The organism is Rhodoferax sp. (assembly GCF_011391645.1).
Taxonomy (GTDB): Bacteria; Pseudomonadota; Gammaproteobacteria; order Burkholderiales; family Burkholderiaceae_C; genus Rhodoferax.
Map to the genome: position 1 here is coordinate 1 of NZ_JAABQC010000083.1, position 12,864 is coordinate 12,864.

The 12,864-nt window shown below is 60.3% G+C and carries 15 protein-coding genes and 1 pseudogene; 9 read left to right on the forward strand and 7 right to left on the reverse strand.

Features of this window, described 5'->3' with window-relative positions:
• The 6 genes from GPS82_RS10600 to adk all read left to right on the forward strand — a co-directional run.
• A partial coding sequence (locus GPS82_RS10600) for a MotA/TolQ/ExbB proton channel family protein (protein WP_296494361.1) occupies window positions 1-295 on the forward strand: 295 nt, incomplete at its 5' end.
• 11 nt (window positions 296-306) lie between these two features.
• On the forward strand, window positions 307-735 hold the full coding sequence (locus GPS82_RS10605; RefSeq protein WP_296494397.1) for a biopolymer transporter ExbD: 429 nt from the start codon (window positions 307-309) through the stop codon (window positions 733-735).
• A 3-nt stretch (window positions 736-738) separates the two neighbouring features.
• Entirely contained in the window at window positions 739-1,749 is a 1,011-nt protein-coding gene (gene lpxK / locus GPS82_RS10610; RefSeq protein WP_296494364.1) for a tetraacyldisaccharide 4'-kinase, read from the forward strand.
• Window positions 1,750-1,752: 3 nt separating this feature from the next.
• Window positions 1,753-1,947, forward strand: a complete 195-nt coding sequence (locus GPS82_RS10615) for a Trm112 family protein (protein ID WP_296494367.1) — start codon at window positions 1,753-1,755, stop codon at window positions 1,945-1,947.
• Window positions 1,944-2,687, forward strand: coding sequence for a 3-deoxy-manno-octulosonate cytidylyltransferase (kdsB, locus tag GPS82_RS10620; protein ID WP_296494369.1), 744 nt, complete (start codon window positions 1,944-1,946; stop codon window positions 2,685-2,687). Before GPS82_RS10615 ends, kdsB begins: the two co-directional genes overlap by 4 nt.
• A gap of 101 nt (window positions 2,688-2,788) precedes the next feature.
• On the forward strand, window positions 2,789-3,445 hold the full coding sequence (adk, locus tag GPS82_RS10625) for an adenylate kinase (RefSeq protein WP_296494375.1): 657 nt from the start codon (window positions 2,789-2,791) through the stop codon (window positions 3,443-3,445).
• 4 nt (window positions 3,446-3,449) lie between these two features.
• On the opposite strand, the gene GPS82_RS10630 is transcribed toward adk, so the two are convergent.
• Window positions 3,450-4,442, reverse strand: coding sequence for an asparaginase (locus GPS82_RS10630; protein WP_296494377.1), 993 nt, complete (start codon window positions 4,440-4,442; stop codon window positions 3,450-3,452).
• Window positions 4,443-4,526: 84 nt separating this feature from the next.
• On the opposite strand from GPS82_RS10630, the gene lexA reads away from it, so the two are divergent.
• Both lexA and GPS82_RS10640 read left to right on the forward strand, forming a co-directional pair.
• Window positions 4,527-5,201: a transcriptional repressor LexA gene (gene lexA / locus GPS82_RS10635; RefSeq protein ID WP_296494379.1), complete on the forward strand. Its 675-nt coding sequence runs from the start codon at window positions 4,527-4,529 to the stop codon at window positions 5,199-5,201.
• A 373-nt stretch (window positions 5,202-5,574) separates the two neighbouring features.
• Window positions 5,575-6,582: a D-2-hydroxyacid dehydrogenase family protein gene (locus tag GPS82_RS10640; RefSeq protein ID WP_296494381.1), complete on the forward strand. Its 1,008-nt coding sequence runs from the start codon at window positions 5,575-5,577 to the stop codon at window positions 6,580-6,582.
• A gap of 69 nt (window positions 6,583-6,651) precedes the next feature.
• On the opposite strand, the gene GPS82_RS10645 is transcribed toward GPS82_RS10640, so the two are convergent.
• The 4 genes from GPS82_RS10645 to phaC all read right to left on the reverse strand — a co-directional run bounded on the left by GPS82_RS10645 (window position 6,652) and on the right by phaC (window position 11,152).
• Window positions 6,652-7,281 carry a DUF6806 family protein gene (locus GPS82_RS10645; RefSeq protein ID WP_296494383.1) on the reverse strand — a complete coding sequence of 210 codons (630 nt, stop codon included), beginning with the start codon at window positions 7,279-7,281 and terminating at the stop codon, window positions 6,652-6,654.
• A gap of 97 nt (window positions 7,282-7,378) precedes the next feature.
• Window positions 7,379-8,116 carry an acetoacetyl-CoA reductase gene (gene phbB, locus GPS82_RS10650; protein WP_296494385.1) on the reverse strand — a complete coding sequence of 246 codons (738 nt, stop codon included), beginning with the start codon at window positions 8,114-8,116 and terminating at the stop codon, window positions 7,379-7,381.
• A 97-nt stretch (window positions 8,117-8,213) separates the two neighbouring features.
• Complete coding sequence (locus GPS82_RS10655) at window positions 8,214-9,392, reverse strand: acetyl-CoA C-acetyltransferase (RefSeq protein ID WP_296494388.1); 1,179 nt, start codon at window positions 9,390-9,392, stop codon at window positions 8,214-8,216.
• A 35-nt stretch (window positions 9,393-9,427) separates the two neighbouring features.
• Window positions 9,428-11,152, reverse strand: coding sequence for a class I poly(R)-hydroxyalkanoic acid synthase (gene phaC / locus GPS82_RS10660; protein WP_296494391.1), 1,725 nt, complete (start codon window positions 11,150-11,152; stop codon window positions 9,428-9,430).
• 107 nt (window positions 11,153-11,259) lie between these two features.
• Between phaC and GPS82_RS10665 the strand changes: the two genes are divergently transcribed.
• Window positions 11,260-11,547, forward strand: a complete 288-nt coding sequence (locus GPS82_RS10665; protein ID WP_296494393.1) for a hypothetical protein — start codon at window positions 11,260-11,262, stop codon at window positions 11,545-11,547.
• Here GPS82_RS10665 and pgeF read toward each other — a convergent pair.
• Both pgeF and GPS82_RS10675 read right to left on the reverse strand, forming a co-directional pair.
• On the reverse strand, window positions 11,476-12,237 hold the full coding sequence (pgeF, locus tag GPS82_RS10670; RefSeq protein WP_296494395.1) for a peptidoglycan editing factor PgeF: 762 nt from the start codon (window positions 12,235-12,237) through the stop codon (window positions 11,476-11,478). The genes GPS82_RS10665 and pgeF overlap by 72 nt on opposite strands.
• Window positions 12,224-12,864: pseudogene (locus GPS82_RS10675) on the reverse strand (30s ribosomal protein S12 methylthiotransferase accessory protein YcaO); the annotation flags it as partial. The gene pgeF and the pseudogene GPS82_RS10675, both read right to left, overlap by 14 nt.

Sequence of the window (12,864 nt, forward strand, 5' to 3'; positions counted from 1 at the left end):
GAGCGCGCTGGCAACCATCGCTTCGGTGGCGCCGCTGATGGGACTCTTTGGCACGGTGGTCGGCATGATTGAGATCTTTGGCTCGCAACCAACCAGCACCAACATGGGCGGAAATCCGGCGCAACTGGCGCATGGCATTTCGGTGGCACTGTACAACACCGCATTCGGGCTGATTGTGGCCATTCCAGCGCTGATTTTCTGGCGCTACTTCCGAGCCCGCGTGGATGAATACCTGCTGACGCTGGAACTGGCTGCCGAGCGGCTGGCGCGCCATCTCTACACCTTGCGCAAGTAGGCAATTGCATGATGAATTTCAGGGTGCGCCCCAAGGAAGAGCCGGAAATCAACCTGATCCCGTTCATTGATGTGCTGCTGGTCATACTGATCTTCTTGATGCTTTCCACCACCTACAGCAAGTTCACCGAATTGCAGCTTAAATTGCCGGTGGCCAACGTTGAGGCACTGCGCGAGGTCGCCAGCGAAGTGCTGGTGTCGGTCAGCAGTGAAGGCCGGTACAGCGTCAACAAGCAGGTGGTCAGCAGCAGCAGTGTGACCGACCTCACCGAAGCGCTGCAGGCTGGTGCCAAGGCAGGTCCGCAGTCGGTGGTCATCATCCACGCCGATGCCAATGCCAGACACCAGGCGGTGATCAGCGTGATGGAGGCTGCGCGCCGCGCCGGTCTGACACAAATCACCTTTGCCACGGTGTCTTCGCCTCAGGGTGGTGCCCCTTGAAGCATGGCTGAGACAGCGCAAGCGCCCGGCGGCCAGTTCACCGATATCTGGCAAACGCGTGGCTGGCAGGCATGGTTTTTGTGGCCGCTCTCCTTGCTGTATGGCGCGCTGGTGCGGCTGCGCAAGGCGCTGTTTGGCTTGGGCTGGCTGCGCTCCGAGCGGCTGCCGGTGCCTGTGCTGGTGGTGGGCAACGTGGTGGCGGGGGGCGCCGGCAAAACGCCGGTGGTGATGGCCATCGTGCAACACCTGCAACAACGCGGCATTCACGTGGGGGTCATATCCAGGGGTTATGGTCGGCGCAGTCAGGCCTGCCTGGAAGTTTTGCCTGGCAGTGCTGTTGACGACGTGGGTGACGAGCCGGCCCTGATCCAGCGCCGCACCCAGACCCCGGTGTTTGTGGCAGCCCGGCGCGTGCAGGCCGCCAGAGCGCTGCTGGCCCGACACCCGAAAACCCAGATTATTGTGTCTGACGATGGCCTGCAACACCTGCGCTTGCAGCGGGATCTGGAGATTGGCGTGTTTGACGACCGGGGCGTGGGCAATGGCTTTTTGCTGCCCGCCGGGCCGTTGCGCGAACCCTGGCCGCGCCCGCTCGACCTGATGCTGCACACCGGCCAGCAACCCGCTTTTGCCGGATTCAGGGCGCGGCGCAGCCTGGCCCGGCAAGCGGTGCGCGTCGATGGCAACCCGGTTGCGCTGGCCGATCTGGGCGCCGAAAAGCCACTGCTGGCCGTGGCCGCCATTGCCCGGCCAGATGCCTTCTTTGCCATGCTGCGCGCCCAGGGCCTGGTGCTGGCAAAGACGGTGGCGCTACCGGACCATGACGATTTCAGTGGCTGGTCAAGCCACGCTGACGGCGCCTGCACCGTGCTGTGCACAGAAAAAGACGCGGTCAAGTTATGGCAAAAGGAGCCCGGGGCACTGGCCGTGCCGCTGGATTTTGAGCCTGAGCCTGCGTTTTGGACCGCCTTCGACCAGCGGGTCAAACCGCTGCTGCCGGCAAGCTATCATTGACACATGGACACACGACTACTTGAATTATTGGTTTGCCCGGTCACCAAGGGGCCACTCACCTACAACCACGAAGCGCAAGAGCTGGTGTCGCGCAGCGCCCGCCTGGCGTACCCGGTGCACGACGGTATTCCGGTGTTGTTGGAAAACGAGGCGCGGACCCTGAGCGACGCGGAGCTTGAAGAAAGGCCAAGAACTTGACCTTTACCGTCCTGATTCCGGCCAGACTGGCCTCCACCCGCCTGCCCAACAAGCCGCTGGCCGACATTGCCGGCGTCCCCATGGTGGTGCGTGTGGCACAGCAGGCCTTGCGCTCCGGCGCGCAAAATGTGATCGTGGCCGGCGACAGCCCCGAGATCGTGACGGTCTGCCAGGCCTATGGCATCCAGGCAGTGCTGACCGGCACCGACCACCCGTCCGGCAGCGACCGGCTGGCGCAGGCCTGTGAACTGCTGGGCCTGCCCGATGACGCGATTGTGGTGAATGTGCAGGGCGACGAGCCGCTGATGGACCCGCAACTGGTGACCGATGTTGCCCATTTGCTGGCCAGACGCCCGCAGGCGGCCATGAGCACAGCGGCCCACGCGCTCGATTCAGTGGCCGACTTTCACAACCCCAATGTGGTCAAAGTGGTGCTGGATGCCAAGCACATGGCACTGTATTTCAGCCGCGCGCCGATTGCCTGGCCGCGTGATGCGCCCGGCCAGTTGCCCAGCCCAGCGCCGCTGCGTCACATCGGTATTTACGCTTACCGTGTCAGTTTTTTGCGCCTGTTCCCCAAGCTGGCGCAAGCGCCGCTGGAGCGCACCGAATCGCTTGAGCAATTGCGCGCTTTATGGCATGGCCATCGCATTGCGGTGCACATCACACAGCATGCGCCCGGGCCTGGCGTGGACACACCCGAAGATCTGGAGCGGGTGCGCCGCCTGCTGGGCGCATGAGGCGTTTTGCGGCAGCGCGTGTAAGCCTTGCAAAAGCTCTTGCGTGCTATTCTCAAGCTTGACGTGTTGCGTCAATTTTCAATAAGAACCCGAGGACAAGTATGAAACTCATTTTGTTGGGCGCACCCGGCGCTGGCAAGGGCACGCAAGCCACCTTCATTTGCGAAAAGTATGGCATTCCCCAAATTTCCACCGGTGACATGCTGCGTGCTGCCGTCAAGGCGGGCACACCTCTGGGCGTGCAGGCCAAACAAGTGATGGACGCCGGCGGCCTGGTGAGTGACGACCTGATCATCAACCTGGTGAAGGAGCGCATTGCGCAGCCTGACTGTGCCAATGGTTTCTTGTTTGACGGTTTTCCGCGCACCATTCCGCAGGCCGACGCCATGAAGGCGGCCGGTGTCAAACTGGACTACGTGCTGGAGATTGATGTGCCGTTCGAGGCCATCATTGATCGCATGAGCGGACGACGTTCGCATCCGGCGTCGGGGCGCACCTACCACGTCACCTTCAATCCGCCCAAAGTGGCTGGTGTGGATGACGTGACGGGCGAGCCGCTGGTGCAACGCGCAGACGACCAGGAAGAAACCGTCAAGAAACGGCTGGAGGTGTACAGCGCGCAAACCCGCCCGCTGGTGGACTACTACTCGGCCTGGGCCAAGGCGGACCCCGCAGCAGCACCCAAGTACCGCGCCATCAGCGGTAGCGGCGGCGTGGAAGACATCACGGCACGCGCTTTTGCCGCGCTGGCGAGCTAAGCGCTCAAGTCTGCATCAGGTCCAGCATCAAGGCCACCCTGGCCTTGACAGGGCTCAGCCCGTTGCTATCGGCAAAAACGCTGCCCTTGACCGGCAAGACACGGCCTTCGCCGCAACGGCTGGCGCGAACCACCTTCACGCCCGCCTGAACGGCGCGCTGCAGTGCCGCCGACAGTTCGACATGCAGGGAGCCATTGCCGGTACCGGCCACGACCAGACCCGACAGCGCTGGCGCGGACGGCATTGGCTGCAACAAGGCGTCCACCACGGCTGCGCTGCCACCGGCGTAGTTCATGACAATTTCCACCCTGGGCCAGGCCCTGGCGGCAGCAATTTTTTCAGGCCCGAGCGGTGCCTGGTGTGTCAGCGCCAGTGGCCAGTTTTTTGCCAGGCGCAAGTGCCCTTCTTCGACGTGTCCCAGTGGTCCGGCATCACCTGAACTGAAGGCGTCAGGGCGATAAACGTGCACCTTTTGCACGGCCAATGCGGCATGGACCACCCCCGCACACACGACCATCACACTGCACGCGCCGGGCGTGAGCGCCACAGCCACGGCATCCAGCAAATTCTGCGGGCCATCCGGGGCAAGCGCTGAGGCTGGCCGCATGGCGCAGGTCAGCACCACCGGCTTGCGCAACTGCAGCGCAGCGGGCAGCACGGCATGCAGAAAAAAGGCGCTTTCCTCGAGCGTGTCGGTGCCGTGCGTGATCACCACGCCACACACCTCATCTTGCGCCAGGTGCTGCTGCACGCGCAGCGCCAGGGCCGTCCAAATGGCAAACGTCATGTCTTTGCTGTCGACTTGAGCCACCTGCTCTGACACCAGGGTGTGGCCCTTGAGCGCGTGCGTCATGCCGGGCACGCCCGCCAGCAACTCGGCCACACCGACCTGGGCCGCGCGGTAGCCAATGTTGTCGGACGCGTCGGCGGCAGTGCCGGCAATGGTGCCCCCGGTACCCAACACAACAATTTTTTTCAGGTCTTGAAGAGTTTCCACTTGCAGTCTTTCATAAACTGGTTAAAAATACAGTTACTGGATAAGAAACCAGTACTTTGATATCCCGTCACTTCAGGAGCCGCCATGCTAATCAGACCGAAACTCACTGATCGCCAGCAACAGATCCTCGATCTTATCCAGCGCGCCATTGCCCGCACCGGAGCGCCTCCCACCCGCGCTGAAATTGCCACCGAACTCGGCTTCAAATCGGCCAATGCTGCCGAGGAGCATTTGCAGGCACTGGCCCGCAAGGGCGCGATTGAGCTGGTCAGTGGCACCTCGCGCGGCATTCGCCTGAAAAGCGACACCTTGCGCGCCATCAATGAGTCGCGCGGCAAATCACTGGCGCAATCTGTGGCCGAGTTTGCGCAACTGGCATTGCCCCTGATCGGGCGCGTTGCTGCAGGCTCACCCATTTTGGCGCAAGAACACATCGACAAAACCTATTACGTCGAAGACAGCCTGTTCCAGCGCAAGCCAGACTATCTGCTCAAGGTGCGCGGCATGTCCATGCGCGATGCCGGCATCATGGACGGAGACCTGCTGGCAGTGCAAAGCACCAAGGAAGCCAAGAACGGCCAGATCGTGGTGGCCCGGCTTGGCGACGAGGTCACGGTCAAGCGATTCATGCGCCACAACAACCTGATCGAGCTTCACCCGGAAAACCCGGACTACCAGACCATCGTGGTGGAGCCCGGTGAAGCCTTTGAAATTGAGGGCCTGGCGGTCGGCCTGATCCGCAACACCATGCTCATGTAGACCCTGCAGACCTTGATTTTGCCAACCCTGACACTCAACCGGAGTCCCGCACAATGACCATTGCCCTCGCCTCGTCTCTCCATTCCGCCCCGCTCCACTTTCCTGGTGTGCTTCCATTCAAGGCACCCGGCTCCAGAGCCCGCATCCGGGGAGGCGCGGGTATGCACCGCCCATTGCGCGTGTTGCACGTGGTGGAGCCGGGCCAAACCTCCCCACACATAGGGCGGCTCGTAATATCCGGACGCATGGCCGATGTCTGCGCCGAACTTGATCGTCTGGCGGCGTTCGAACACAACCACTAAATTGTCGGTCGCGTCCTGATTTTTGGAGGAGTTTTGTCGACATAGTCGCCCGTCAAGGCACAATCCGTGTCATGAATATTGTGATATTGGATGATTACCAGGACGCGGTGCGCAAGCTGGCCTGCTCGGCCAAGCTGGAGTCTTACCAAGCCAAGGTCTACACCAACACCGTCAAGGGTTTGGGGCAACTCTCGGTGCGACTCAAAGACGCTGACGTGATTGTGCTCAACCGTGAACGCACCCAGCTGCCGCGCGCTTTGATCGAAAAACTGCCCAAGCTCAAGCTGATAGCACAGACCGGTCGCGTTGGCCCCCATCTTGACGTGGAGGCCTGCACCGAGCGCGGCATCGCAGTGGCTGAGGGCACGGGCTCTCCGGTGGCACCGGCAGAGCTCACTTGGGCACTGATCATGGCCGCAACACGACGCTTGCCCCAATACATCGGCAACCTCAAGCACGGGGCCTGGCAACAGTCCGGCCTGAAGTCCAGCGCCATGCCAGCCAACTTTGGTTTGGGCACTGTTTTGAAGGGTCACACGCTGGGCATTTGGGGTTACGGCCGTATTGGCCAATTGGTAGCCGGCTACGGCAAGGCTTTTGGCATGCGGGTGCTGGTCTGGGGCCGTGCCCCCAGTCGTGAACTGGCCTTGCAAAACGGTTTTGAGGCCGCGATGCGACGCGAAGACTTTTTTGAGCAGTCTGACGTGCTGTCGCTGCACCTGCGCTTGAACGACCAAACCCAAGGCATTGTCCGGCACGAGGACCTGTCGCGCATGAAGCCAACCGCGCTGCTGGTCAACACGTCCCGGGCTGAACTGATTGAGCACGATGCCCTGATCAGCGCCCTCAACCGGGGGCGGCCCGGACTGGGTGCTGTGGATGTATACGAGAGCGAGCCCATTTTGCAAGGTCACGCGCTGTTGCGCCTGGAAAACTGCATCTGCACGCCGCACATTGGCTATGTGGAGCTGGACAGTTACGAGATGTATTTCAGTGCGGCTTTTGACAATGTCATTAACTTCATCAAGGGCCGGCCCACCAACATCGTCAACCCTGGCGCCTTGCAGGTGCGGCGCTAATGCAGTGCTGCAGTCAGTTTGGAACTTAAGCGACTGTCAGCAAGAATAAACTTTTCCAGTCCGTCCTGGCTAATGCAGATGTCGCGGTTTACGGCCACCGCCGTGCCCCATGCCGCTTGGGCCGCGTGGCGGTTTGCCGAGTTGCAATGAACTCACTAAATCGTTGAAGCGCTGACTGAACAGTTGGTCAACTGCGGCCACCACACCGCTGAGTTCAGCGCCGTCAAAATGCCGCTCCATCAGGCTAATCACGTCTTGCACCAGCAAGTCGCGCTGCACCTGCATGATGGCAGCTGGATCGGGGCCGACAAACAGCATGACAAAGTCGTCGCGGGACTCTGCCTCGGGGTCGCCGCCCTCTTCGTCTTCGTCTTCAAAGTCCGTGTCATAAAAAGTGACCTCAATGGCGGCACCGGTGAGGGCGACATCATTGAGGTTCATGCACATTTCGTCCAGCGCCTGACGAAAGTCGTCATCGCCTTCAACGGTCCAGCACATTTGCAGCAGATGGTCTTTGTCATCGAACTGAATGCCGGGTTCGTCTTCATAAAAACTGCCGGCCGCGTCAGCAAGTGAACGCGAACCGGCATATTTCCACAGGGGCTTGAGCGCGTCCTGGATGTTCTCAAAAGTCACATCAGCACGCAGGCTAACCTGTCCGTGGACGTGGATTTCAAAAGGGGTGTTGTAGCGTGTCATAGGCTTTAGTGTACGGGACAATATTTGGCCCCCGCAAGCTTCCCGACACCTCGTTTGCGCTGAAAAAACTGCAAAGCAGGGCTACAACACACCGGCCTTAGCCCATGTGCAAGCCGCCATTCACCGAGAACTCAGCGCCGGTGGCGTAACCGCCTTCATCAGACGCCAGCCAGGCAATGATGGAGGCAATTTCACTGGGCTCGCCAAGACGCTTGACCGGCACGGTGGCAATGATCTTGTCGAGTACTTCCTGGCGGATCGCCTTGACCATGTCGGTGCCGATGTAGCCCGGGCTCACGGTGTTGACCGTGACGCCCTTGTTGGCCAGTTCCTGCGCCAACGCCATGGAGAAACCATGCATGCCGGCTTTGGCAGCCGAGTAGTTGGTTTGACCAGCCTGGCCCTTGACACCGTTGACGCTGGAGATGTTGATAATGCGGCCCCAGCCCTTTTCAACCATGTCGCCAACCACTTGCTTGGTCACGTTGAACATGGAGTTGAGATTGGTCTCAATGACGGCATCCCAGTCTTCGCGCGACATTTTGACGAACATGCGGTCGCGGGTAATGCCGGCGTTGTTGATCAACACATCAATGTTGCCATGCTCGGTCTTGGCTTTGGTAAAGGCTTCCACGGTCGAGTCCCAATCACCCACATTACCGGCAGATGCGTAGAACGTGTAGCCCAGCGCAGCTTGCTCGGCCAACCATTTGGCGTAGTCACGGGTTGGGCCGCAGCCGGCAACCACAGTAAAACCCTCTTTGCTCAGGCGCTGGCAGATGGCGGTTCCGATGCCACCCATACCGCCGGTGACGTACGCTACTTTTTGACTCATAAAACTACTCCTCTTTGTAAAATTAAAAACCGGGTCGCATAACTTCGACCCGACAAAATTCGGCCCAGTAATTGCCTGATCGAATTAGATCAAATAATTAGCGCTCCAGGCACAGGGAAACCCCCATACCGCCGCCAATACACAGTGCCGCCAGGCCTTTCTTGGCATCACGGCGCTGCATTTCGTGCAGCAGGGTAACCAGAATGCGGCAACCAGACGCGCCAATCGGGTGGCCCAGGGCAATGGCGCCACCGTTGACGTTGACTTTGCTGGTGTCCACGGCGAGTTCCTGGTTGACGGCGCAGGCCTGGGCGGCAAAAGCCTCGTTCAACTCGAACAGGTCGACGTCAGCCACCGTCCAGCCGGCACGGGCCAGCGCCTTGCGTGAGGCCGAGACCGGGCCCATGCCCATGACGGCGGGGTCCAGGCCGGTGGTGCCAAAGCTCTTGATGGTGGCCATGGGTTTGAGGCCCAGGGCGGCAGCTTTGCTGGCTTTCATGACCATAACGGCAGCTGCGCCGTCGTTGATGCCGGAGGCGTTGCCGGCGGTGACGCTGCCGGCCTTGTCGAAGGCAGGACGCAGTCCGGCCAGGCTTTCGGCATTGGTTTTCTTGTTGATGAATTCGTCGGCGTCAAACACCAGCGGGTCACCCTTCTTCTGGGGGATGACGACGGGCACGATCTCGTCCTTGAATTTGCCCGCAGCCTGGGCGGCAGCCGCTTTTTGCTGGCTGGCAAGTGCCAGCACGTCTTGCATTTCGCGGGTAATGCCTTGCGCTTTGGCGACGTTTTCAGCGGTGATGCCCATGTGGTATTTGTTGTAAACGTCCCACAGACCGTCGTTGATCATGGTGTCCACCATTTTCCAGTCACCCATGCGCTGGCCGTCACGGCTGCCCATGAGCACGTGCGGAGAGGCGCTCATATTCTCCTGGCCACCGGCGATGACAATCTCGCTGTCTCCAAAGGCGATCGACTGAACAGCGAGCATCACGGCCTTCAGGCCGGAGCCACAGACCGCGTTGATGGTGAGAGCCGGGGTTTCCTGGGCAATACCGGCCTTGATCAGGGTTTGGCGGGCCGGGTTCTGGCCTGCACCCGCGGCCAGCACCTGGCCCATGATGACTTCGCCAATCTGGTCAGCCTTGACGCCGGTCTGCTCTAGCAGGGCCTTGATCACGATGGCGCCCAAATCAGGGGCCGCGATTTTGGCCAATGAACCACCAAATTTACCAACTGCAGTACGTGCTGCCGCGACGATAACGATATCTTCCATGATGTCTCCTGAGTCCAGATTAAAAAATTGAAAAATTAGGCCTTGGCCTTGACGTAACTGCCTGGCGCGGCCTCGATGACCTTGTGCTTGCCCTTGCCGTAAGCCTTGGGTGCCGGAACCTCTTTGCCAGCTTGCGAGGCCAGCCAATTGGACCAGTCTGTCCACCAGCTGCCTTTGTGCTCAACCGCGCCTTCAAGCCATTGCTCGTGCGCTTTGGGCAGCTTGCCGTCCTCGCGAATCCAGTGGCTGCGCTTGCCCTTTGCGGGTGGGTTGATCACGCCGGCAATGTGACCTGAGGCGCCCATGACGAAACGCTTTTTGCCAGGCAAAAATTGTGTGGTGGCATACGCGCCGTTGATCGGCACGATATGGTCTTCACGGGAGCCATAGATGTACACCGGAATATCAACCTTGCCAAGGTCAACCTGCTCGCCGCAGACGGTGGCTTTGCCGGGCTTGGTGAGGTTGTTTTCAAGGTAGGTGTTGCGCAGGTACCAGGCGTAGAACGGGCCCGGCAGGTTGGTGCTGTCGCTGTTCCAGTAGAGCAGGTCAAAGGGTGGTGGGGTTTCGCCCTTGAGGTAGTTGCCGACCACGTAATTCCACACCAATTCGTTGGGGCGCAAGAAGCTGAACGTGCTGGCCAGGTCCTTGCCCTTCATCAGGCCGCCCTTGCCCATTTCCTGCTCGCGGTATTTGACAAAACCTTCGTCAATGAACAGGTCAAGCACGCCGGTGTCAGAGAAATCAAGCATGGAGGTCAAAAACGTGGCGCTGGCCACAGGTTTTTCACCGCGCGCGGCCAACACGGCCAAGGCGGTGCCCAGCATGGTGCCGCCCACGCAGAAGCCCAGCGCGTTGATGGTTTTGGAGCCCGTCACTTCTTGCGTGACGGTGATGGCCTTGATGACCGCGTTTTCGATGTAATCGTCCCAGGTGGCTTTGGCCAGCGAGGCATCCGGATTGCGCCAGCTCACCAGGAAGGTGCGGTGACCCTGCGACACGGCGTAACGCACCACAGAGTTTTCTGGCTGGAGGTCAAGGATATAAAACTTGTTGATGCTCGGCGGCACCAGCAGGAAAGGCTTTTCAAAAACCTTGTCGGTCAGAGGCTTGTACTCGATGAGTTGGAACAGCTCATTCTCGAACACCACGGCGCCCTCGGTGGTGGCGACGTTTTTGCCGACTTCGAAAAGGCTCTCGTCGGTCATCGACACATGGCCCTGCTGCATGTCGTGGAGCAGGTTTTGAATGCCCTGGGCAATACTTTTGCCCTGGGTTTCGATGGCTTTTTGCTGCGCCTCGGCGTTCAGTGCCATGAAGTTGCTGGGGGCAGTGGCGGCATTGATTTGTTCAACGGCAAAGCGGATCCGGGCGCGGGTTTTGGCATCGGTCTCAACGGCGTCGGCCAGTTGAACAAGCGCTTTGGCATTCAGCAGATAAGACGCGGCGGTGAAGGTTGCCACCGGACTGGTCGCCCAGGCATCGTCTGAAAAGCGGCGGTCAGTAACCGTCAGATTGCCCTGCACGCTGTCGGTCCATAAATCTGCAGCTTCCTTCATGTACTGGTGCTGCAGCGCCTGCAGCTTTTCGGGAGAAAACTTGATTTTTGGTTTTTTGGCCATAGGGTTCGTCAGCTTGGCGCTGGCTTCGCCCAGGTCCATGTTCTGGAACGACTGAAAGGCTTTGGTCATGGTGTCAGCCATGCTGGTTTGAAAATTCTTGGCCGATTGGAGCCAAAGTTCTTGCACTTCTTCCTTCATGGGTATCCCTATCTAAGTTGGTCAAACATGTAATCCATTAGTATCGCCGGTCAAGCCCTTCGATATCCTGACATCGCAGGATTGTCGTCAAAAGTTGTCCCGTCTTTATGTACATCGTTGCAATAGCCTGGTTGTATGTGGCCATCCTGATGGCCGTTGCCGAAGCCACCCACAGCACCGGCACGCTGTTCGGCGGAATCATCACGTTTACACTTTACGGCCTGCTGCCGCTGGCGCTGGTTTTGTACGTGATGGGCACACCGGCGCGCCGGCGCGCCATCAAGGCGCGTGAAGACGCCGAGTGGCGTGCCGCGCAGGCGACCTCAGTTCTCGCGCCAGACGCTGGCACAGAAACGGCCGGTGACCCGGTCGCGCCGAAAGGAAAAGAAGCTTGACGCGTTGCCCACCGTGCACCAGCCTGCGCTGCTGTCATTGCCATGAACTTGATGGACACCCAGGGCGCGCAACCGTAGCCGCGCCAAAGCGGCCAGATCAGCCAGCCACTTGCCCAACGACAGGGGTGTGAAGCAGCCGTGCGCCTGGGCGTGTGTTGCAGTGAAAGCGGTGCGGACTTCATCACCGACCTCAAATGCCTGCGGACCAATGCACGGACCCAGCCAGGCAATGACGTCATTGGCTTGTAAACGCCTGACCGTGGCCTCAAGAATACCGTAGCCACCCTGCCCGGCCAGGCCGCGCCAGCCGGCGTGGGCAGCCGCCACCTGATTGCCCTGGGCAGTGGTGAAAAGCACCGGCAGGCAGTCGGCCACCATCACGGTGCAGGCCACGCCCGGCTGGTCGGTCAGGCAAGCATCGGCCTCGGTGCCATCCGGGCTGCCGGCATGGAGTTGCACCACGCCGGTGCCATGGACCTGGTTCAAGAAAACCGGGTGCGCGCTTATGGTCTGCTGAAAAATCACCCGGTTGGCGGCCACATGGGCTGGCTCATCGCCCACATGGTCACCGAGGTTCAGGCTGTCATAAGGCGCAACGGAGACCCCGCCCAAGCGCGTGGTGCACACCGCCCGCACACCCGCTGGTGCCGGCCAGTCAGGGGTGAGAAAACCCGGTTCAAACGGCGGCATGAATCTTGTCGTAGGCGGCCAGCAACTTGTGGTGCATCTCGCAACCTTCCAGCGCCAGGCCGGGGGCGCCCAGGCCCATGAAGCGGTCTTCCTGCATGATGAGCGCGTGCGCTTGCGCCAGCGGGCCGGCGCCATACAGCAGCGCCAGGGTGTCGAGGTAAGGGCCGCTGTCGCCAATGTCGGCAAAGTTGATCAGGTTCTGAATGCAGGCGTAAACTCGTTTGCGCTGCGGGTTGACCTGGTCGAAGTTCAGAATCCATTCGCAGCCTTCGAGCGTGGCGGCTTCGTCGCCCACAGCCAGTGCCAACAGGGTCTTGAGTTCGCCCAGGCGCAGGTCGCTCCAGAAAGAGCCGGCATCGGCTGCCAGGCCAATCAGGCCGGGCACCGGGCGGTGGTCGGCCAGGTTGGATTCGTTCAGGGTTTCCAGCAGATCGGCACATTCTTCGTCGTCGAGGTCGGGCAGATTCAACACGGCTTCGCGAAAATTGTTGGCAATGCTGTTGTTCTCGAACTCCAGGTCGTCAATGGGGTAGATCTCGGACAGGCCCGGCACCAGAATGCGGCAGGCGTAGATGCCGAGTTGCTCAAAGTCGGCAATGTAAACCTGGTGGCCATCCTTGTGCAGGC